The sequence below is a fragment of the Pseudomarimonas arenosa genome (assembly GCF_014841215.1).
In the GTDB taxonomy this organism is placed as follows: Bacteria; Pseudomonadota; Gammaproteobacteria; order Xanthomonadales; family Xanthomonadaceae; genus Pseudomarimonas; species Pseudomarimonas arenosa.
In genome coordinates this window covers 12,819-35,506 of sequence record NZ_JACYTR010000049.1, presented here as the reverse complement: position 1 = coordinate 35,506, position 22,688 = coordinate 12,819, and the positions used below count along the sequence as shown (strand labels likewise).

15 protein-coding genes are annotated in these 22,688 nt (G+C 61.0%); 9 read left to right on the top strand and 6 right to left on the bottom strand.

Going from position 1 to position 22,688, the window contains the following annotated elements:
- Positions 1-576: 576 nt before the first annotated feature.
- The 5 genes from IFO71_RS16660 to IFO71_RS16640 all read right to left on the bottom strand — a co-directional run bounded on the left by IFO71_RS16660 (position 577) and on the right by IFO71_RS16640 (position 6,072).
- The gene (locus IFO71_RS16660) at positions 577-1,026 is read right to left on the bottom strand and encodes a regulatory protein RecX (RefSeq protein WP_332309397.1); all 450 of its coding nucleotides are present in this window, start codon (positions 1,024-1,026) and stop codon (positions 577-579) included.
- 293 nt (positions 1,027-1,319) lie between these two features.
- Positions 1,320-2,363, bottom strand: a complete 1,044-nt coding sequence (gene recA / locus IFO71_RS16655) for a recombinase RecA (RefSeq protein WP_192030795.1) — start codon at positions 2,361-2,363, stop codon at positions 1,320-1,322.
- 199 nt (positions 2,364-2,562) lie between these two features.
- Positions 2,563-3,204 (bottom strand): transcriptional repressor LexA, encoded by a 642-nt coding sequence (lexA, locus tag IFO71_RS16650; protein ID WP_192030794.1) that lies wholly within the window; start codon positions 3,202-3,204, stop codon positions 2,563-2,565.
- Between the two features lie 51 nt (positions 3,205-3,255).
- Entirely contained in the window at positions 3,256-3,783 is a 528-nt protein-coding gene (locus IFO71_RS16645) for a CinA family protein (protein ID WP_192030793.1), read from the bottom strand.
- A gap of 12 nt (positions 3,784-3,795) precedes the next feature.
- Positions 3,796-6,072 carry a TonB-dependent receptor plug domain-containing protein gene (locus tag IFO71_RS16640; protein ID WP_192030792.1) on the bottom strand — a complete coding sequence of 759 codons (2,277 nt, stop codon included), beginning with the start codon at positions 6,070-6,072 and terminating at the stop codon, positions 3,796-3,798.
- A gap of 247 nt (positions 6,073-6,319) precedes the next feature.
- Here IFO71_RS16640 and IFO71_RS16635 point away from each other — a divergent pair, with 247 nt between their 5' ends.
- Complete coding sequence (locus IFO71_RS16635; protein ID WP_192030791.1) at positions 6,320-6,793, top strand: YfiR family protein; 474 nt, start codon at positions 6,320-6,322, stop codon at positions 6,791-6,793.
- A complete protein-coding gene (locus IFO71_RS16630) occupies positions 6,790-8,502 on the top strand; it encodes an ATP-binding protein (RefSeq protein ID WP_192030790.1) in 1,713 nt (570 codons plus the stop codon). The genes IFO71_RS16635 and IFO71_RS16630 overlap by 4 nt, the downstream gene beginning before the upstream one ends.
- Before the next feature lies 1 nt (position 8,503).
- Here the strand turns inward: IFO71_RS16630 and IFO71_RS16625 are convergent, their stop codons facing one another.
- The gene (locus tag IFO71_RS16625) at positions 8,504-11,254 is read right to left on the bottom strand and encodes an alpha-1,6-glucosidase domain-containing protein (protein WP_192030789.1); all 2,751 of its coding nucleotides are present in this window, start codon (positions 11,252-11,254) and stop codon (positions 8,504-8,506) included.
- A 245-nt stretch (positions 11,255-11,499) separates the two neighbouring features.
- Between IFO71_RS16625 and IFO71_RS16620 the strand changes: the two genes are divergently transcribed.
- From IFO71_RS16620 to IFO71_RS16590, 7 genes are all read left to right on the top strand, one after another.
- Positions 11,500-13,008, top strand: coding sequence for a tryptophan halogenase family protein (locus tag IFO71_RS16620; protein WP_192030788.1), 1,509 nt, complete (start codon positions 11,500-11,502; stop codon positions 13,006-13,008).
- A 218-nt stretch (positions 13,009-13,226) separates the two neighbouring features.
- On the top strand, positions 13,227-13,943 hold the full coding sequence (locus IFO71_RS16615; RefSeq protein WP_192030787.1) for a DUF6445 family protein: 717 nt from the start codon (positions 13,227-13,229) through the stop codon (positions 13,941-13,943).
- A gap of 379 nt (positions 13,944-14,322) precedes the next feature.
- A complete protein-coding gene (locus tag IFO71_RS16610) occupies positions 14,323-17,025 on the top strand; it encodes a TonB-dependent receptor (protein ID WP_192030786.1) in 2,703 nt (900 codons plus the stop codon).
- A gap of 199 nt (positions 17,026-17,224) precedes the next feature.
- Positions 17,225-17,647, top strand: coding sequence for a hypothetical protein (locus IFO71_RS16605; RefSeq protein WP_192030785.1), 423 nt, complete (start codon positions 17,225-17,227; stop codon positions 17,645-17,647).
- A gap of 105 nt (positions 17,648-17,752) precedes the next feature.
- Positions 17,753-18,982: a cation:proton antiporter gene (locus IFO71_RS16600; RefSeq protein ID WP_192030784.1), complete on the top strand. Its 1,230-nt coding sequence runs from the start codon at positions 17,753-17,755 to the stop codon at positions 18,980-18,982.
- Positions 18,983-19,198: 216 nt separating this feature from the next.
- The gene (locus IFO71_RS16595) at positions 19,199-20,536 is read left to right on the top strand and encodes an MFS transporter (protein ID WP_192030783.1); all 1,338 of its coding nucleotides are present in this window, start codon (positions 19,199-19,201) and stop codon (positions 20,534-20,536) included.
- Positions 20,533-22,224 carry an alpha-amylase family glycosyl hydrolase gene (locus IFO71_RS16590; protein WP_192030782.1) on the top strand — a complete coding sequence of 564 codons (1,692 nt, stop codon included), beginning with the start codon at positions 20,533-20,535 and terminating at the stop codon, positions 22,222-22,224. The genes IFO71_RS16595 and IFO71_RS16590 overlap by 4 nt, the downstream gene beginning before the upstream one ends.
- Positions 22,225-22,688 lie beyond the last annotated feature (464 nt).

Genomic DNA, 22,688 nt, shown 5'->3' with positions numbered 1-22,688 from the left:
GAGCGTAGCGAAGGCGCAGGCTACGAAGTAGCCGTTGCTGCGTAGCAGCCGACCGAGCATAGCGAAGGCGCAGGCTACGAAGTAGCCGTTGCTGCGTAGCAGCCGAACAACGCGGCAATCGGCACAAAGGACCTCAGGGCGAATGCCCTGCGTAGCCGCGCAGCGGCTGAATGAGGGCCGTGCCAGCGCCGAAAGATCGCGAACACTCTGTTATCGCAACACCATCGGTCGAAACTCTCGCCCCGCTTGGAATCGCCGGATCTTTCGGCGCGACCTCATGAAATATCCGGGCTAACTGGGGCATGCTGAGCAACTCTGGCCCGGCGTATTCGAACCCTCCTCCGCACTGCGAGCACCCCGGATCGAGTCCGGGGCAGGCCCCTCTCCATGAACCGATGACGTAACTCATTGATTCGCCCAAGTCACGCGCGTTCCGGGGCACCAGCCGGCGCTTCGTGTCATTGCGCATCGGTCTCTCCCACAGGGAGCAGCGGCACGCTTGGAGTGGGCCGCTCAGAGTCACATCCTGTCGCGAAATGGGTAATTCTCAACAACTAACAGGTTGCTGAAAGCCCGCTAACTCTTCAACACTGAACGTATCGTTTCAGCATCAAATCCACGCCGCATAAGCAGACTCTGAGCCCGGCGGCGCTGTTTGAGGTCGGAGGGTGGTTCGGCGAAGCGCCGCGCGATCAAGTCCGCGGCGATGCCACGCCAATCGGCCTGCGCCGCCTCCAGCGCGCGCTCGATCAATGATTCAGAAAGCCGGTGCGTGGACAGCTCGGCGCGCAAGTACATAGGCCCATATCCGGCCGCGATGCGCTGCCGCACCAGGCTTTCGGCAAAGCGCATTTCGTCCTGCAAACCGACATCCTGCAGCCGCGACAGCGCGGCATCGACCTGTTCTGGCTCGATGCCGCGCGCCTCAAGCTTGCGCTTCAGGTCGCGTGCGGAGTGCTCGCGGCGCGACAGCAGGCCAACCGCGACCTGCAGCGCACTACGCGTTTCGGTCCGTTTGTCCTTCACCGTCACTCACCTCCATTGGCCTTGCAGCAACCCTTGCTTCGTGACGAGCAGAAAAAAAGCCCGGGACGAGTGAGGTTCCCGGGCAAGCGAGGATAGGTTGCCTGAGGTGGATGGCAAGCCTCGTCAATCCACCTGCGGATTCTTTGGGGGGCCGAATCGGCACTGGGCGCCGCCCAGATCAGCGTCGCGAGCTGCGCTGACTACGCCGCGTACTGCTTTGCTCTCGATTCGGCTTCTTGCTGGCGGCAGCCAGAGGCGCAACCGCGTCTTCCACTATTTGCTTGGCGATGGCGTCAAGCATCCTCCAGTTCGCTTTCAGTTTCGGTTTCCTCGCTAGCGGAGACCTGGGGAACGTACAGCTCGCGCAGTTTCGCTTCGATTTCCAGCGCCAGCTTGGGGTTTTCCTTCAGGTACTGGCGGGCATTCTCCTTGCCCTGGCCGATGCGATCACCGCCGCAGCTGTACCAGGCGCCCGCCTTGTCGATCAACTTGGCATCGACGCCCATATCAATCAGTTCGCCTTCGCGCGAGATGCCTTCGCCGTAGAGGATCTCGGTCACGATCTGCTTGAACGGCGGCGCCAATTTGTTCTTCACCACCTTGATCTTTGTCTGGTTGCCGATGATCTCGTCGCCCTTCTTGATGCTGCCAATGCGGCGGATGTCCAGGCGCACCGAGGCGTAGAATTTCAGCGCGTTGCCACCGGTGGTGGTTTCCGGACTCTGGCCCGGCATCATCACCCCGATCTTCATGCGCAGCTGATTGATGAACACCACCAGACAGTTCGAGCGCTTGATGTTGCCGGTCAGCTTGCGCAGCGCCTGGCTCATCAGACGGGCCTGCAACCCGGGCAGCTGGTCGCCCATCTCACCCTCGATTTCGGCTTTCGGAGTGAGTGCGGCGACCGAGTCGACCACCACCATATCGACGGCGTTCGAGCGCACCAGCATGTCTGCGATTTCCAGCGCCTGTTCGCCGGTATCCGGCTGACTGACCAGCAAATCCTCGACCTTAACACCGAGCTTAGCCGCATAGATTGGGTCGAGGGCATGCTCGGCATCGACGAAGGCGCAGGTACCGCCGTTCTTCTGACACTGGGCGATGGCCTGCAGGGTCAGGGTAGTCTTGCCGGACGACTCCGGCCCATACACCTCGACCACACGGCCTTTCGGCAAACCGCCAATGCCCAGCGCGATGTCCAGCATCAAGGAGCCGGTGGGCACCACCGCCACCGCCTCGATGGTCTTGTCGCCCATCCGCATCACGGCGCCTTTGCCGAACTGGCGTTCAATCTGACCCAGGGCAGCGGAAAGTGCGCGTTTCTTATTGTCATCCATAGTCATGTCCTCGCGTAACGATGTGATCAGGTGGCGGCAGCTTGCAGAGCCGTCATCGCATTTCTTGAGACTGGCAGCAGCGCGAGCGCGGGTTCAAGCTTGACCTGCCAGTACGCGCAACCTAGCGCTGAACGACCCAGCTGCGACATCGGGCGCAGTCTGAATCCGGGGTAGGAAAATACAGTTCTCATCTGGCGGCTCAGCGGTTGGTACGCAGCAGGCCGCAGTACAGGCCTTCGATGGCGAAATCCTGATCCGGCGTCACTTCAATCGGAGCAAACTCCGGGTTGCGTGGCAGCAGACGGATGCGATCGGCTTCAATGCTCAGGCGCTTGACCGTGACCTCATCATCGAGTCGCGCGATCACGGTTTGACCGCTGCGCGCTTCGCGGGTGCTGTGCACGCCGATCAAATCGCCCTCGAGAATGCCGTCATCGCGCATTGAATCACCGCGCACCCGCAGCAGGTAATCCGGCGTGGGATGAAAGCAGAGTCGATCGAGCAGCAGATAATCCTCGGGATTGAACTGCCGATCTTCACCCGCTTCGATCGGACGGCCGGCTGCCACCTGTCCCAGCACCGGTAGGCGCAGCGCTGTATCAAGATCCAACGCGCCCTGCACTGCCGCCGGCTGATGTTTCAGACGAATGCCACGCGCCCGCCCGGGTACTCGTTCGATGGCGCCGATCTTCTCCAAGGCATCGAGGTGATACTGCGCCGCACGCACGCCCTTGAAGCCCATCGCCGCCGCGATTTCGGTTTGTGAGGGCGGCACGCCTTCGGTCTCCAATCGCTCGGCGATCAGTTCCAGAATGGCGGTCTGTGTGTCGGTCAACTGCATGGCGTTAGTAGTAATACTACTAACATCGATTCGACGCAAGGATTTTTGCCTTCAATCGCCCGGCGTTCTGCCCTGCACCAGCTGCTGCAATCCATCGAGCGCGGCCGCAACAGTCAGACGACGAATTTGCTCACGGTTGCCGTCGAAGTGGAATATTCGTGCCGAGGGATAGCCACCGCGCCGCTTCCAGCCGATCCACACAGTGCCCACCGGCTTGTCCGCCGTGCCTCCGGTGGGGCCGGCAATGCCGGTAACGGCCACCGCGATGCTGGCCCCCGAATGAATCAGAGCGCCGGAGACCATCTCCATCACCGTTTCCCGGCTCACGGCTCCGTGCTCGGTCAGGGTTTCCGGTCGCACCCCGAGCAGAGCCTGCTTGGCCTCGTAGCTATAGGCGGCCATGCCGCAGTCAAACCAGTCGCTGCAGCCGGCGATATCGGTCACCGTCTTGGCAATCCAGCCACCGGTGCAACTCTCGGCGGTGACCAGCATCAAATGCGCCTCGCGCAATTGTTGACCCAGATGCTCGGCACGTAGTGCGAGTGCTGCGTCGTCCGGCTGTGCCGAGTGAAGGGTCATGCGATGTCCTGACTAGAAACCGAAACGCAAGGTAACCCATGCACTGCGGCGCTCCAATCCTGGCACACCGAGATTGCCCTCGCCCTCACCCGCCACGCTGGTCGCCGGGTACAGCGCCGTCGCGTTCCAGACGTTCTTCAGCTGCAGGCTCAACTCACAGGACTGGCAGGGGCTCGGCCGCCAACTCAGCGTCAGATTGCCGATCGAATTGCCATCCAAACTCGGTGTAAAGGGACGCCCGTCGCTGTCAATCTGGATCGGCGGCAACCAGCGCGGATAATGCAGGTGCAGATAATCGACGCTGATTCGCCGCTGGCCAAACGCTGGCTGCCAGTGCAGCCAGAGCCGGCTGACGTCCTGCGGAAACGAGCGGCTCTGCGGATCGTCGGGGCTACCGGTGACATAGATATTGCCAGAGCCAAATTGCCCCGGATCGGCGTCGAGCACGCGAACATGCGAGTGGCTGGCACGCAGACGGAACCCAAGATCATCGCGGCGATACTCCAGTGCCACTTCAGCACCGCGGTGGCGCAGCTCGCCGCTATTGTTCTGGAAGAAGAACACGCCGCCCCAATCGCCGATCCGGTCGCTGCCGATATGGGTTCCGGCGGCCACGGCTTCGGCCCGGGCTTGATCGTCTTCGAGGAAGTAGGCGCCCACGCCGATCACGTTGCGCGTGGTGTTGAAGAAGCCGACCGCATTCAACTGCCAGTGTTCGCTCGGCTGCCAGCGCCAGGCCAACTCCAAGCTGCGCAACTCTTCCGGCCGCACAGATGTCAGGTTCTGATTGCCGTTGGCAGCAAAATACGGATTGTTCTCCACTTCGGAGAAGTTCGCTTCGCGCAGCAGACCATCGCCCTCGAAACCGCCGCTGTAGCTCACGCCAACCGCACCACGGAAGCCACTTTGCACGCTCAGGCGCCACAGCGATGTTTCGCTTTGGCTCCATAACATGCCGATCCGCGGACTTACCTTCGAACCCCAATCTGGATGCGAATCCCAGCGTGCTGCCAGAAAGGCTTCCCATTGATCGCTCAGCCGAACGAAGTCCTCGACGAAGACGCTGCGGATCTGGGTGCGTTTGGGAATCACCCAGCGGTTGAGCTGATTGAGCAGCGGACGCCCCAGCTGCAGCACGGCATCCTGGGTGTTGACGATGAAGTTGTCACCGCGCTGATTGGCATGACCGGCGGACAGCGCGTTGTACTCGAAGCCCAGCGCCAGACGATGGCGCTGCCACAGCTCCTCACTGCTCCACAGTGCGCGCAGTCCACTGCGATTCTCGCGATGCCCGCCCATGATAAGACCGGGCACCAGCTGCCGTAGCGCCTCAGGCCGGCTGTTGCCGTGCGAGCGCAGTTCGTAATCGTCAATATCATGGTAAAGATCGACATTGACTTCACCGGTGGCCAGTGCGGCGCGGTAACTGAGTGTTACTGAGGTCAGCACTTGTCGCACTTGCTCGCGATCGCGTCGCCAGTTGTATAGATCGCGCAGCTGATCGAATCGCTGCAATGCAAAGGTCCAGCCACCCCAGCCTGCCTTGAGCAGAGCATTGGTGTAGTCGCCACGCTTCAGGTGATGGTTGCGCTCATACACACTGATTCCCTGCTCGACCTGCTGCCCAAGCCCTTCGTTGCGGTAGGCCTGCCCCTCGAACTCGCCATCGCTCAGATACAGGTTCATGTAGCCATCGCCGCTCAGGCGAAACCGTCCCTGCCAGCTGGCGCCCAGTCGCCCGAACTCACCAAACTGGAAGGCGAACTGCTGTCGGCTCTCAGTGTCAGCCGCGGGCGCCGTGACGATATTCACCACGGCCAGCAAGGCACCTTGGCCCTGGGTCACCGAGCCCGGTCCGCGAATCACTTCAACACGCTCGATGAACTCCAGGTCAAGTCCATTGAGCAGCGCATCGGGCGGCCCCCAGAACCAATCTGCATTGAGGCTGCGGCCATCGAGCATGAACATGATCTTGGAATTGTTGTCTGGTGCCAGACCGCGCATGCCGGCGATGGTGTCGTCCTGATCCTCGACCAGGAAATACCCTGGAACGAACAGCATCAAGGCCTCGCTCAGCGTTCGTGCACCGCTGGCAGCCAGTTGGCTGCGATCGATGATGGTCACCGAGGAGGGTTGCCGATCGACACGACTGGCCACCCGTGAGGCCACGCTGATATCGAGCCCCATCAGCTCTTCCAGCGACAGGGCCATGAAGTCCTGCTCGGCAGCAGCCGGACCGGCCAGGGCCAAACTCAACAGGCTCAGTTTCGCTGCGTTCTGCCACCGCATGGATCGCCGCCTCCTCTGTCGGACGCACGAACTGCCCCCGCAATCGCGCCGAGCCGCCCGCATGTCTGGGCGATGCTACTATCCGACAAACCCGGCCTCTACACCTGGCAAGGTACCGAACTGACGGGGACAGACACAACGAGTTTGTATGGCAAGTGCAACCGCCATAGGCCGGAAACAGCTAAGGACAGCGATTGCTAGCCTACTCGCGCTGGTCTGCCTGTCGGCCCAGGGCACGGAGCCCCCCGTGGATGAGGAGCGCGAAGCGGCCCTGCGCGCCGCCTTCCTGTATCGACTGGCGTTCTTCGTGCAGTGGCCGGAGTCCGAGCTGGCCGAGCGGCAAGCGCTGCGATTCTGTGTTGTTGGCGGTCCCGACTCATTGGTCGGCAAACTGCTCTCGGCACAAGCCGGCACTCGCGAGGTGCAGAACCACCCGGTGGAAGTGCACAGCCTGACCGCGGAACAAGGCTTGGCCGGCTGTCACATCGCCTACGCCGAAGCGGAGCTGGTTGTTGCTCCCCCGCCGGGCACGCTCCTGGTGGTCGACTCACCGCAGCGCCTGTCGGCCCAGGGAGCGCTGGCCCTGGTGCGTCAAGCCCAGCCGGGCGGTGAAATCAGGCTCGGCTTCGTCGGTCGGCAGGACCGACTGCAAGGCAGCCGCTTTCAACTCAGTGCAAAGCTGCTGCAACTGGTCAAGTTCGAAAACGGTACGCGCTCGTGAGTTCGGTTCGCCCCATCGCATCCAAGCCCGAGCTGGAGCAAACCGCACTTGCTGAGACGCGCCGTGGCTGGCGGCGGGCGTTTGCCAAGCTCAGCTTCCGCACCAAACTTCTGCTTATTTCAACCGCAATTTCGCTGTTCTGTCTGCTGCTGGCGAGCTTTGCCCTGGCCACCAACGAGTATCTGAGTCTGCGCTCTCTGGCCGTCAGCCGCAGTCTGGCTCTGGCCGACGTGATCGCCGCCAACAGCGAGGCGGCCTTGAGCTTCGAAGACCAACAGGCGGCGCGCGACCTGCTGGCCAATCTGCGCCACGACAGCACCATCGATCAGGCTCGCCTATTGGTCAACCGCGATGATGGCTGGCTGGGATTCGCCGACTACTCACGTCCCGGGGCGCAGCTTCAGCAAGTGGAACTTGCCGCCCTGAAGGATGCCGCTTTTGCATTGGACAAACTGCATGTGTTGCGGCCAGTGATGCAGGACGGACGAACGATTGGCGGCATTTACCTGCAGGTCCGCCTCGACCAGATTGATGCACTGCTGCTGCGATTTGCCACCGTTACCCTGGTGCTGGCCATTCTGACCCTGTGTCTGGCCTGGCTACTGGCACGTCGACTGCAGGGCGTGATCACGGCGCAAGTCACCGAACTGATCGACACGACGCAGTCGGTACGCGCAGAGAAGAACTACTCGTTGCGATCTCGCGTGCTGGCGGAGGATGAACTGGGTGAGCTGGCGCATGGGGTCAATGCCATGCTGGCTGAAGTCGAGTCGCACGATCGTGCCCGGGAGAAAGTCGAGCATGAAATTCGCGAGCTGAACGAGCAGCTGGAGTCCAAGGTGCGCTTTCGCACCCAGGATCTGGCAGCCAGCAACCTCGATCTGAAAGAGGCGGTCGAGACCTTGCGCTGCACCCAGAAGCAACTGGTTGAATCGGAAAAGATGGCGGCCCTGGGCGGACTGGTGGCCGGTGTGGCGCATGAAATCAATACGCCGATCGGTATATGCGTGACCGTCGCCTCACACTTGAACGAACGCCTCGAGCATCTCAATGAAGCCTATCGCCGCGGCATTCGCAAGAGTGAACTTGAGCGCTTTGTTGAGGACAGCACGCAGGCGGTGACGATGATCAGCGCCAACCTCAGCCGCGCAGCCGATTTGGTGCGCAGCTTCAAGCGCGTCGCAGTCGACCAGGGCAGCGAAGATCGACGTCGCTTCAATCTGGCCAGCTATGTTGCCGAATCACTGATCGCGCTGGGCCCGCGTCTGAAGCAACGCTTCAAGCCCGTTCAGGTGGAGCTTCGCATCGAAGATGATCTGCAGATTGACAGCTATCCCGGGGTATTCGCGCAGATCATTACCAACCTGGTAATCAATGCCCTGCTGCACGCCTGGCCAGAGGACGAAGGCGGTCGCATTCTGATCGCTGCGCGACGGCTGGGAGCAGAGGTCGAGTTGGTCGTTGAAGACGATGGCTGCGGCATGGAGGAGGACATCCGTAGCCGCGTGTTCGAACCATTCTTCACCACCAAGCGCGGCAGTGGCGGCAGCGGCCTGGGCCTGCACATCACCTTCAATCAGGTCACTCGACAACTCGGTGGCAGCATCAACTGCGAAAGCCGCCCACAGGCTGGCGCGCGCTTTGTTCTTCGCTTCCCTGCCAGCAGTCCGGCCGCCCGCGAAGCCGGCGACGCCAGTCGCAGCGCTTGAATCAGTGGGACACCAGGACGAAGGCTGAGCGTGCCGGGGCCGACAACATGCCGGCTACCGGATCAAACCCCGCGGCGTCGCGAATGCGCTGATCGGCGGCCTGATCGGCCAAATGCACAGGATGCAGAGCGAGCGACTTGCCGACCAGGGTCGGCAGGTTCACCGTCTGCGCCTGCGGCAGAACATTCACCACGTAAACCAGCTCGTCAAAGCCGGCACCTTCCAGGCCCCGGCCATCCAGATGCCCGATGATCAGCCCAGCGCGTTGCTGCGGTCCGGTGTTAAGAAAGCGCAGTCGCTGGCGTACCTGCGCAGCCGACGACAAGCGAAACAGCTGCGAGCTGGCGCGTATGCGCAGCAGATCAAGAAATGCATCCCGAGTCCAGATGATCTGCTCCGCAGCAGGGCGCAGCGAGGCATCCGCCAGAAACGGACGAAACTGCGGCCAACTCGAGCCGTTGTCCCACTGCGGCGGCAGCCCGGTACCGAAGTAGTTGTCCTGATAGCTCCAGTCAATCCGATTGAACCAGTCACCGGAGTCGTAGCTGTTGCGATCCAGCGATTTGCTGCGCAAGACATCCACGCCGGCGTGGAAGTAGGCGATGCCCTGGCTGAACATGTTCAGCGCAGCCGCCAGCATCTGTACTCGGGCGCGCTCCTCCACCGAGGTCGCCTGCGGCAGCTTCAGCACATTGATGTCATACAAGGTCTGGTTGTCGTGATTCTCGACATAGTTCACCACTTCGCCCGGTTCGCCGACATAACCGGCGGGTTGACCGGCATACTGAATCTGCTCCAGCCGCTGCGTGGCGCCACTGTGGGTGCTCAGTTCGTAATCACGCAACGAACCGGCCAGTCCCACCCGCACCATGTCAGAGGCACGCAGCAGATCGCCCTGACTGTAGCGCCCCACCGCCAGGGCGTTCGGCGCATAGAACTGTCCGTTAACGAAGCCTTGATTGCGGATCGCATCACTACCGTTGTCGCAGCAACCGCCACCGCGAATGGCGTCACGCGCGCGGTCGCTGAAGGTGCCGATACCCAAGCCATTGAGCGATAGCTGCGAAGCCTGTTCGAAGCGCTGACCATTGGCCACTTCACCAAAGTTCCAGCCCTCGCCGAGCAACTGAATGGGTTGCCCTGCCGCCGCATCCACGGCGGCCTGCAGCCGCTCCATCGCTGCACGCGGCTGATGTCCCATCAGGTCAAAGCGAAAGGAGTCGATCTTGTAGTCTCGGGCAAAGACCACCGCGGTATCGATCATCAGCTTGGCCATCATCCGATTCTCGGTGGCCGTATTGGCGCAGCAGGTCGAGGTTTCGACCTGGCCGGCCAGATTCAGGCGTTGGTAGTAACCCGGCACGATGCGATCAAGCACCGACTTTTCGCCCTGTCCTGATTGGCTGGTGTGGTTGTAGACCACATCCATCCCTACACGTAGATCCAGCGCATTCAGGGCCTGCACCATCTGTCGGAACTCGCGGATGCGCACCGCACCGTCGCTGGCGTCGCTGGCGTAGCTGCCCTCGGGCGCACCGAAATGGAACGGATCGTAGCCCCAGTTGAAGCAGTCGCGATCACGAATGCCGTCGATGATGCGCTGCGGCTGCTCGCTGTCACCGCTGCTCGGGGGCGCGATGTCCGGCGTGAGGCAGCCCTGCTCCGGCACGGTGGCCAGATCAAATACCGGCAGCAAATGAATATCAGTGACACCGGCGGCCGACAGCGCGGCCAGGTGCTGCATACCCTGTGTGGCGGGATTGCCAAAGGCACTGTACTTGCCGCGCGCGTGCTCATCCACGCTGGGGTCATTGATCGAGAAATCGCGCACGTGCAGCTCGTAGATCACCATATCCGTGTTCTGCTGCACGCGGGTCGGCCGCGGACTATCGTCCCAACCGATCGGCTTCAGTGCTTGGTCATCAAGATCGACGATATAGCTGCGCTTCGAATCAAGCCCCAGGCTGAGCGAGTACGGGTCCGTCACCCGATTGCGCACGATGCCCGTGTTCGGTACATGGACGTCGACCAGATAGCGAAAGTAGCGACCACCAAGGTTGCCCGGCAGCTCGGCAGACCAGGCACCGGTCGACTCATCTCTTTGCAGGGAAAGGATCTCATCAACCGATTGCTGGTCGTCGACATAGACACATAGATTCACCTGCTGCGCGGTCGGCGCCCAAAGCCGAAACGAGGTAGTGTCATCACTTGGATGGGCGCCCAGCGCCAGCGCTTCTGCGGCACCGAAGCGGGCGTCCAGTACGCCGCCCAGCTGGGTGGACGTGACGCGCTGGACACGGCCCTGCGCATCCTCCTGCACCACCAGCATCTGCGTTTGCAACACAGCATTCAGCTGCGCCTGATCGGCCTGACTCAGCAGCAAGTCGACCCCGGCGGGCACCCAGCGAAAGCGCTCGGCGCTTTGCGCATCGGGTGGCGTACTCGCGACCGATAGTTCAAACACCCCATCGGCGCCACCCACGCTGCTGCCATTGCTGAATCTGAGCTGTGCATTGCGCGAGTAGTAGAGCCGGTAACGGCCACTGGCGACGATCGAGGGCCAGCGCAATCGTTCGGCATTCAGCCAGATCGCCCGCGCATCTGCCACCTGAGCGTGTACCGAGTGCAATACACGCTGTTGCACATCCGCGTTGCAGTCGCGCTTGAGCTGGCTGCGCTCCTCAGCACAGGCACTGAGGCTGATGGCCACAAAGCCGGCGAACAGAAGCTTGTGGATGATGGTATTGCGCATCGTGGCTCCTTCAGGGCGCGATGTTCCGCAGGTCGTTGCCTGCGTGGCTGGGCGTGATGGCCAGCGCACTCGATGTTCGACCGCTTGGTGCCAGCACAACCAGATTGGGAAGCCGCATGCTAGGCCAGCGCGATGCCGGAGCGAGCCTGCATACGTATGCGGCCTGATGCAACGCCCCGAATGCTGACGCGCAGACCACAGGAAACGGCTAGCATGCGCCCATTGATCGACTCTGGAAGCGCAGGATGTCCACGGGCTTTATTCGCAAGCTGACCATTGTGGGCGGCGGCACGGCGGGCTGGATGACCGCCGCCGCACTGAGCAAGCTGTTCGGCACACAGCTGCACATCCGACTGATCGAATCGGAAGAGATCGGCACGGTCGGCGTTGGTGAGGCCACCATTCCACAGATCCGCCTGTTCAATGCCACCCTCGGCCTGGACGAGAACGAGTTCATCCGCGAAACCCAGGGCAGCTTCAAGCTCGGCATCGAATTCAATGGCTGGCTGCGCGAAGGCCAGGCCTATATGCACGCGTTCGGCGCCATCGGCGGCCGCGATCTTGGATTGGTGCCGTTCTACCACTACTGGATCAAGCAGCATCGAGCGGGCCGCGCCGGCCCCCTGGGCGACTATGTGTTCAACTCGGTGGCCGCCTACCAGAACAGATTTCTGCGTTCGGCCAGCATTCCCAATTCCCCGCTGAGTAATGTGCAGCACGCCTTTCATTTCGACGCAGGCCTGTACGCGCGCTATCTGCGCCGGCACGCCGAAGCCAATGGCGTACAGCGAACCGAAGGCAAGGTAGTGGATGTCGGTCTCGACCCGGAGTCGGGCTACATCCGACATGTGCAGCTGGACAGTGGCGAGCAGGTCGAGGGTGAACTGTTTATCGACTGCTCGGGTTTTCGCGGCCTGTTGATCGAGCAGACACTGAAAACCGGTTACCACGACTGGCGTCAGTATCTGCCCTGCGATCGCGCCATGGCCGTGCCCTGCGCCTCGGTAGCGCCGCTCACGCCGTATACCCGCGCCACCGCCAGAACGGCAGGCTGGCAGTGGCGAATACCGCTGCAGCATCGAATCGGCAACGGCCTGGTGTACTGCAGCGAGTTCATCAGCGATGACGAAGCCGCCGCCCTGTTGTTGGCCAATCTTGATGGCAAAGCCCTGGCCGAGCCGCGGCCATTGCGCTTCGTTACCGGCATGCGCAAGCAGTTCTGGAACCGAAACTGCATCGCCATCGGCTTAGCCAGTGGTTTCATGGAGCCACTGGAATCGACCAGCATCCACTTCATCCAATCGAGCATAGGCAAACTGGTGGCGTTCTTCCCTCAACACGGCTTCAGCCAGACCGAGATCGATGAGTACAACCGCCAGGTGCAGTTCGAGTTCATCCGTTCGCGCGACTTTCTGGTCTTGCACTATCTGGCCAATCAACGTGAAGAACCGTTCTGGCAACGCTGCCGGACGATGCAGATTCCCGAAACCCTGCAGCAGAAGATAGAGCTTTTCCGCTGCTCGGGCCGGGTCTTCAAGGAGCACGAAGAGCTGTTCACCGAACCCTCCTGGGTGCAGGTGATGATCGGCCAGGGCATCATCCCGGAGCGCCATCACCCGATGGTGGAAACCTTGGGTGAAGAGGAGACCCGCCGCATGGTCGATGGCGTCGGCGCGCTGCTGCAGCGCGCCGCCCAGGTGATGCCGGAGCACGCCGAGTACATCGCAAAGACCTGCGCCTCGGCCGTCGGTTGATTAGACCTTAACCATAGGGTGCGCCTTGGGTGCAGCACTCGTCGACTCGGTGATACGCGGCGCAAAATGTTGACGCGCATCGGTGCGGTTACTTCGGCAACTTGAAGTTTGAACATACTACTCAACTTCAAGTCCCGCGAGTCCGGCACAGGCCAGGACTCGCGGGCGCTGCACGGCGCCTGCGGCGTCAAGTTCAATCAGAGGCCTTGGTGATTCAGATGTTCAACCCCGATGCAAGCATCCAAGAGCTGCCCCTTTTCGATGGCCATGTCGTCCTGGTGATCGATAATGCCCTGCTGGCGCCCGAACGCTGGCTGGATTGGGCGAAGCAGGCGCAGGCCCAAGGACTGTTTCAGCACGGACAGAACAACGCCTATCCTGGAGTCGAGCTGCCAATGCCTGAGCAGGTGTGTTCAGCATTGGACGCGTTCTTTGTGCGCTTTGGCCGACAGCGACTGGGAGCGCGGCGCACCCTGCAGCTGTACAGCCGGCTGGCTTTGGTGACTTTGCAACCGGACCAGCTGCAGCCGCGGCAATGGCTTTGCCATCGTGACCGGCTCGATCTGCCGGCCGATCAATGTGCCGTTGCCTCGGTGCTGTATCTGTTTCAAGATTCGTCGCTTGGCGGAACCAATTTCTTCCGCCCGCGCAAGCCGATCACCGAGGTCGAACGCATGGTGCACGACTCGGGGCATCTTTCCGCCAGTGAATTCAGCGCTAGATACGACATCGCACCCGGCTACATGAATGAAAGTAATTCATGGTTCGAGCGAGTGCTCAACGTCGAGCCGCGCTGGAACCGCCTGTTGTTCTACCGTGGCGAGCTGTTTCATAGCAGCCACATACCGCATCCAGAGTTGCTCAGCGCAGACCCGGCGCGCGGCCGGCTCTGCTTGAACGGCTTCTTCAGCTGCCGGCGCGGCTTGCGTGTCTGACGCAATCCTTTGGTTGCGGGGTTGTCGGCGACTACCTTGCACCATGGCGGTTCCTCGAACGAACCAAGTTGGCCCCGCTAAAAGAGCCAGCTAAGTGAATACGATTTGAATCCTTGTTCGCGCGACATCTGTCGGCATTGCTGAAACCCGCAGTAAGGCGGGAAAAAACAACGTCCTTGGTACTCAGTTTGTGGCGATTCCTAGAGTCGACAAACTAAATCTTGCATGAATACGTATGCAGCTTGGCCGCTGAACAAAGCGCCGGAGCTACCATGCCTGCACGGTTTCGGGGCAGCCCCGCTTCAACCGTTTTCCAGCCCGGTCCGACATCACGAATGCCGACGGGACAGCTAAAACCACTGCAGGATCGGAGGGGGAGATGTTGAAACTTAAGCGCAATTTGCTCAGCGTGGCGCTGGCATCGGCAACCATGATGCTCGCCCATGGCGTGCACGCGCAGTCGGCCGATGAGAACGCTGACACCGAGGACAAGAACCTCAAGCAGAAGTCCGAAGAAAAGGCCGTTGAACTCGACAGTTATACCGTCACCGGCATCCTCGGCAGCATCCAGCGTTCGGTCGCTATCAAGCAGGACTCGAACTCCATCGTCGAAGCAGTGTCGGCCGAAGACATCGGCAAACTGCCGGACATTTCGATTGCCGATTCGATCGCTCGCCTGCCCGGCCTGTCAGCCCAGCGCGTGGCCGGTCGCGCCTCCAGCATCAATATTCGCGGCTTGGCCGGCGATTTCTCCACCACCCTGCTCAATGGCCGCGAGCAAGTCAGCGCCGGCGACAATCGCGGCGTCGAGTTCGATCAATACCCCTCGGAACTGCTTTCCGGTGTCACGGTGTACAAGACTCCCGACGCTACCCTGCCGGCGCAAGGTCTCTCGGGCACGGTCAATCTACAGACGGTCAAACCGCTTTCCTATAGCGGCGCCAAGGCCAGTCTGAACTTCCGTCTGGAAGAGAACTCGCTGGGCGAGTTGAACTCTGGGTTCACCGACAAGGGCAATCGCTTCAGTGCGTCCTACATCGGCAAGTTTGCCGACGACACCATCGGTTTCGCTGTCGGATACGCCCGGCTCGATTCGCCGGGCCAGTTCAAGTCATGGGGCGCCTGGGGTTACCCGACGCAGGCCGTCAATGGCGAAGACACCATCGTACTCGGCGGCACCGATCATCGCAGCGGCTCCTCCGACAACGTGCGTGATGGCCTGATGGCGGTGCTCGAGTTTGCGCCGAACGATGTCTACACCGGCACTCTGGACCTGTACTACTCGACCTTCGAAAAGGCTGAAACCACCCGCCGCATGGAGTTTGGTCTGGGTTGGGGTTCGGGCACCCTGAGCAATCCCAATGTGCAGAACGGCTTCTTGCTCGGAGGCACCTACGATGGCGTGCGCCCGGTGGTTCGCAATGACTTCGACCTGATCGACGATCGGCTGTTTGCCGTCGGATTCAACAACGAGTTCTGGATCAACGAAGACTTCCGCGCGATCGCCGACTTCAGCACCTCGTCCGCCGACCGTGATCAACGCATCCTGGAAACGTATTCCGGCGCCGCCGGTGGCGATCTGATGGACTTCACCCTGGATCCGATCAACGGCCCGGCCAATCTGGTTTTCGGCCTGGATTACTCCGATCCCAATGTGGTGGAACTGCGTGATCCAGGCGGCTGGGGCCAGGCCGGCTACGACAAGGATTTTGAAATCAAGGATGACTTGAAGACGGCGCGACTGGCGCTTGAACGCAGCTTCCTCGACGGCCCGATCAGCTCGATTGAAGCAGGCGTTAACTTCTCCAACCGCGAGAAGAGCCGCTCGGCCGATGAGGCCTTTCTTGATCTACCGGCCGGCGTGACCAGCGTACCCATCCCCAGCCAGTTCCTCAGCGGCCCCACCCGTCTGGCCTACACCAATACTGGCATGGTGGCTTACAACGCCCCCGCCCTGGCCGGCTCGGTATACGTGCGTCGCCCGAACAACTGCTTTGACTGCGCGGCCAAGAACTGGGCGGTGGAAGAGGACATCATCACCGCCTATCTGCAGCTCAATATCGACACCGAGCTCGGTTCGGTACCGGTGCGAGGCAACTTTGGCTTGCAGAACATCGATGTCGACCAGGAATCACGCGGCCTGGGCTTGCCGGGCGGCGATCCGAGTCAGGCCGTGCCGACCAGCGACGGCGCCGACTATGACGATCTGCTGCCAAGCCTGAATCTGGCCTTCATGTTGCCTGCCGATCAAACTGTTCGTTTCGGTGCCGCACGCCAGCAAGCTCGCCCGCGCATGGATGAAATGCGTTTCTTTGCCAACTTCGGCATCGATCAGCAGCGCAACATCTGGACCGGTGGCGGTGGCAATGCGCGCCTGCGCCCCTGGGAAGCCGACAGCTTTGATCTGAGTTACGAGAAGTACTTTGAGGGCAAGGGCTATTTCAGTGCTGCGGTCTTCCACAAGGATCTGAAGACCTATATCTACAACCAGACCAATTTCAACTACGACTTCGGCGTGTTCGACCTCAGCGGCTTCAGCAATCCGCCGCCGAGCACGATCGGTGAGTTCAGTCAGCCGGCCAACGGCGACGGCGGCACCATCAACGGCTATGAATTCGCCGGCTCGATCCCGCTGGGCATGTGGGTCGATGCCCTGGATGGCTTCGGTCTGATTGGCAGCTATTCCGACACCCGCAGCTCGATTCAGCCGCTCGGCCCGGGCAACAGCCAACCCCTGCCGGGACTGTCACGCTACGTCGGCAACCTGACTGCGTACTATGAGAAGGAAGGCTTTTCGGCCCGCATCAGCCAGCGCTCGCGCTCGTCCTTCATCGGCGAGATCCAGGCCTTCGGCGGCGATCGCGGAACGCGCTATATCCGCGGCGAGGACATCATCGATTTCCAGACCAGCTATGAGTTCCAGAGTGGAACGCTCGATGGCCTGACCCTGCTGCTACAGGTCAACAACCTGACCAACGAGGAATATCGTGAGTTCTTCCGCGACCCCGGCGTGATCGACCGGCCGCGTCTGTACGTGGAGTACGGCCGTACCGTGCTGCTGGGCCTGACCTACAAGTTCTAACAACAAAGCAAATCGCTGTTCTCCAGCTGACCCGCCGGTGTTCCCCCGGCGGGTTTTTTTGGCGCGATGCAGGCAGGACAACCTCTCTCGTCCCATCACTCGAGCTTTGCGCTGGGTTGAGCTGCAGCCGCAAGTGTCGACTTAACCAAACGGTTGGTCAATACATTACTCTATACGGCACTTGCGCCAGAGATCGGACATGAGCACCGCAACAGACACATGGAAAAAGGTTGTTCGGGCGTTCTTGCACCTCGTCATACTTGTTTTGGCTGGGCTGCTTGTGTTCCACCACAGCCTGATGCTCTACGACTTGTATCTAGGCACCGGCGGCCATGCTCAGACCCTTTTCGACTACGTCCAATCGCTCTGTCGTCTGCTGATCATCGTCAGTTTGCTGCTCGTTATCTTTGGCGTGCGGTGGGCGTTGTGGGGGATGTGGTTCAGTATCGGCGGACTGGTTGCCACGCAGTACTGGGCCCATTTCGGCAATTTGCCGGTCGATTTCACGGAAGGCAGGCACCCACTCTCCTACCTCAAGGGTTTCATTTTCCCCACTGTCATCACCTTGGCGTTCCGTTACTCACGCGGGGCAACGATAGTAAGCACAGCGGCCAAGCAGTGATCTGCCGACGGGGTCGGGGATCTTGGATGGCACCATGAAGCTTCCCGCTGCGCTTGGGCAGCAAACCCGCTAACCTGCTTCGCCTATCCACCTGCGCTGCACCGCATGACCACCACTGAGATCTTTCTGATCGCCATGTGCGTAATCCTGGCCCTGCCCTATCTGATCTGGCGGCTGGGGCGCACCGAGTACTTCGCACCGCTGGTGGTGGTACAGATCATCACCGGGATTCTGCTCGGTCCCGGCGTGCTCGGTGCGGCGTTTCCCGATTACTACCAATTTGTTTTCAACCCGGAGGTGGTGCAGGCGCTGAACGGCATTGCCTGGTGGGCGGTGATGTTGTTCGTCTGGATAGCCGGGATTGAACTCGATGTTCATCTGGCCTGGCGCCATAGGGTCGAGAGCGGCGTCACCGCAGGATTTGCCCTGCTCACCCCCTGGATGCTCGGCGCTGGCGTTGGGCTGTTCTTGCTGGGCTGGCAGCCGGGCTGGATCGGCAGCGAGGCGCATTCCTGGCAATTCGTGGCAGGCATCGGAATGGCCTGTTCAGTCACCGCGCTGCCGATTCTGCTGATCCTGATGGAAAAGCTCTCGATTCTGCGGCTGCCACTGGGCCAGCGCGTGTTGCGCTACGCCAGCCTGGACGATATCGCGGTCTGGGGGATGCTGGCGGTGATCCTGACCGACTGGGATCGTCTCGGTCGCCAAGTCAGTTTCTTCGTCGGCTTTCTACTCGCCGCCTGGCTGCTGCGACGGCTGATGCGTCGCTTGCCTGAGAGCGACCGTTGGTACATCTCCCTGGTCTGGCTGTCCGCCTGCGGCTTCACCGCCGATTGGGCGGGACTGCACTTCATGGTCGGCGCGTTTCTCGCTGGCGTTGTGCTGGATAGTCACTGGTTCAAGCAAGCACACATGGATCTGCTGCGCCACCATCTGCTGTTGGTGATCATGCCGGTATTCTTTCTTTCCACCGGCCTGCGCACCTCTTGGGATATCGGCGGCTCAGCCGTGTTCATCGCGGCGGCATTGTTCCTGCTTGCCGCGGTGGTCGGCAAACTGGCCGGCGTCGCCTTGGCCGGGCGCTGGCTGCGCTGGCCAAAGGGCGAGGCCTGGACCATCGGCTGGCTGCTGCAGACCAAGGCGCTGATCATGATCGTGTTCGCCAACATCCTGCTCGACAAGCGCATCATCAGCAATGAGACCTTCACCGCCCTGTTACTGATGGCCATCGCCAGCACCATGCTGACCGTACCGATGGTGGCGCCACGCCTGCGCCGATGGTTGTCCGCCTCACCGGCGCAGGCCGCTGCCACACCCGCCTCGGCCGACCTCTAGCAGCCGTCAGCTTGTTGATCGCGGCGCTGCATCCTCGCAGCGCCGGAATCTCTGAACTTGATCGGGGATTCCCTGGAAGTCTCCGCTTCAACCGGTCTGAATACGTATGCACCGCGTTGGCCTGTGCTTTCCGCAGGGCCTACCATGCGGTGTTGCCGAGCGCGCATGCGAGCATAGATTCGCTGATGGTCGGCCAGGCTTTTGAGGGAGCAATCGATGAATCAGCCGCGCCTGTCGTTCTGGCAGATCTGGAACATGTCGTTTGGTTTTCTGGGCATCCAGTTTGGCTGGGGCTTACAGATGGCCAACATGTCGGCGATCTACCAGATGCTGGGGGCTGAAGAGTCCGAGTTGCCGATCCTGTGGCTGGCTGCCCCGGTCACCGGTCTGCTGGTCCAGCCGATCATCGGCTACATGAGCGACCGCACCTGGAATCGGCTGGGGCGACGACGTCCCTACTTCCTGGTCGGGGCCATTCTGGCCTCCTTGGCCCTGGTCTTCATGCCCAGTTCCAGCACGCTTTGGATGGCCGCTGGCCTGCTGTGGATTCTGGATGCCTCAGTCAACATTTCGATGGAGCCGTTCCGCGCCTTTGTTGCCGACAAATTGCCGCAGCAGCAACGTACTCAGGGCTTTGCCGTGCAAAGTGTGTTCATCGGGCTTGGCGCGGTGCTGTCATCCGCCCTTCCCTACCTCTTAACCAATTACTTCGGAGTCGCTGGCACGTCCGCTCCCGGCACCATTCCACCGGCGGTCAGCTATGCCTTCTACATCGGTGCTGCGGCCTTCTTGCTGGCTGTGCTGTGGACCGTGCTGTCAACGCCGGAAGCGCCGCCGCCTGATATGGCTGCCTTCGAACGCATGAAGGCCGAGCATCGGGGTGTGTCGGGGTTCCTTAGCGAGTTCGTCCATGGTCTGAACAGCATGCCGCAGACCATGCGCCAGTTGGCCGCCGTGCAGTTCTTCACCTGGATGGGCCTGTTCTGTATGTGGATCTGCTTCTCGCCGGCAATCGCCAAACATGTATTCGGCGCGGTCAAGGGTAGCGACAACTATGCCGATCTGGTCTCGCAGGCCGGCCAGTGGACCGGGGTCTGCTTCTCGGTCTACAACGGCGTCTGTTTCGTGTTTGCTTTTTTGCTGTTGGGCTTGGCCCAGCGCTATTCCGCCCGAACTTTGCATATCGTTTCACTGCTGCTCGGGGGCGCTGGCCTGTTGTCGGTGGCGCTGATCCAGGATCAACACTGGCTGCTGCTATCGATGGTAGGCGTCGGCATTGCCTGGGCATCGATACTGTCGATGCCCTACGCCATGCTGTCGAACTGCCTGCCACCGGCGAAGATGGGCTTCTACATGGGTGTGTTCAACTTCTTTATCGTTCTGCCGCAGATCGCCATCTCGCTCGGACTCGGCAAGCTGATGGAGCTCATGCCGGATGCTGATTCGCTGTATGTGGTGATGTCCGGCGGCGGCGCCATGGTTCTGGCAGCCCTGCTGACCTTGCGCGTGCGATTGCAACCTACGACCAGTGCAGCACAGGAGCGCCTGGCATGAACACTTTGTTTCGCCAAACCTTACTGACCCTGTCCTGCGCTGTCGTGCTGGCAGGTTGCGGTCAATCTGCGCCGCCCAGCCCGCCCGGCATAGAGACGCCAGACTACTATGGCACCCTGACGCCATTCGCCAGCGAAGCGGTGTATTTCGTGGTCACCGATCGCTTCGTCAACGGCGACCCGGAGAATGATCAACGCGACCAGGGCGGCGAACATCCGACCTTCGACATTCCGCTTCCGGCCTGCGCCGATGATGGTGTGCAAGCCAATATCGGCTACCTCGGCGGCGATTTCAAAGGCCTTCTCGACAACGCCGACTACATCCGCGAAATGGGGTTTACCGCGGTCTGGATCACGCCGATCGTCGACAATCCGGATCAGGCCTTCACCGGCGGCGATGAGATCACCTGCACATCCTTTCTCACCGATCGCGGCAAATCGGGCTATCACGGCTATTGGGGACTCAATTTCTTCGCCGTTGATGAGCATCTGCCCAGCCCAGGCCTGGGCTTTGCTGAGCTCACCCGGGGCCTGCAAGCCAAGGGCCTGAAGACGGTGCTCGATATCGTCGGCAATCACAGCTCGCCCGGCTACACGATGACCGAGACCCAGCCCGGCTTTGGTCAGCTGCTGAGCGCCGATGGCAGCGTGCTGGCCGACCATCAGAACCTCCCTCCTGAGCAACTCGATCCCGCGAACAATCCGCTGCATGCCTGGTACAACACCAAGCCCGACCTGGCCCAGCTGGCCGATCTCAATGCCGACCATCCAGCGGTTCTGGACTACCTGGTCGATGCCAACCTGCAGTGGATCGAGCAGGGCGCTCACGCTTTTCGCGTCGATACCATTCGCCACCAGCCCTACGCGTTCTGGAAAGCGTTTGCCGACCGCATTCGCGCCAGGCATCCGGACTTCTTCATGTTTGGCGAGGCCTTCAACTACGATGCGGCGACCATCGCACCGTTCACCTGGCCGGAAAATGGCAGTTACAGCCTGCTCGACTTTCCGCTGAAGAAAGCGGTACAGGACGTATTCGAGAACGACGGCGACTTCGCTCAGATCGGAGCAGCCTTTGGCCTGGACGCCAGCCCGTTCCAGAACCCGTATGAGCTGACCACGTTCTACGACAACCATGACATGCCACGCATCAAGACCAGCGACGCAGGTTTCATCGACGCCCACAACCTGCTGTTTACCGCACGCGGTATTCCGGTGATCTACTACGGCTCGGAGATGGGTTTCATGCGCGGCAAGGCCGAGCACGCCGGCAACCGCAACTACTTTGGCAGCGAAGGCATCGAGCAGGCCCGGGAGCACCCCATTCGTTCCGCGCTTGGCCGCATTGCCCACCTGCGCGGCCAGTCGATTGCCCTGCAGCGCGGCTTGCAGTTGAACCTTGAGTTCAAGGGGGATCTCGCCGCTTTCCTACGCGTGTACCAGTACCAGGGCACATCGCAGACGGCATTGGTAGTATTGAACAAGGGTGATCAAGCCCTGAGTTATGCGCTAACAGCAGATCTGCAGGCGATTGCCTGGCGCGAAGGTTTCAGCGGCGAATCGCTCAACGTCAGCACATCGGTCGAGGTTCCGGCGCACGGCGTGGCGGTGTGGCTTAGCGATTCGCCAATCAGCGCCCCCACCCTGCGCGCGCAGCTCGATACATTGATGGCGCGCAACGTGATGCGATGACCCTCACGTGGTGGGCGACACTGCCACCCTACTCGCTACCAGAATGGAAAGAACAAGCAAGAAAAAGACCCAAGGCGAAGCCAGGGGCACAATTTGGGGCACGCTCAAAGTGCCGGTTGCTACGAACCCGTTGGGTTGTGACCAGGTCACAGAATAGTTGCCGGGGCCTAGCTTCCCGAGCGGTGCGGTGGCTCTAAACTCGGGCCAGGGAGGAGGCAATGGACTACACGGAACTGATGGGTACGCAGGAGCTTGAATAGTCACTAGCCAGCCTGAGACTGAGATTGAAGTCGGCTGGGTGGGAACCAGGAGGCACGGGCTCGCGTTCATTGACAGCGTGGCGTAGTAGTTACCGTCAGAGTCGCTTGAAAAGGATAGCGACTGTGCTCTGGCAGATAGGGAAGCAAAAGACAGAAGCAGGCACAGTAGAGCGAGCCAGACGCGCTGTTGACCACACGAGAACA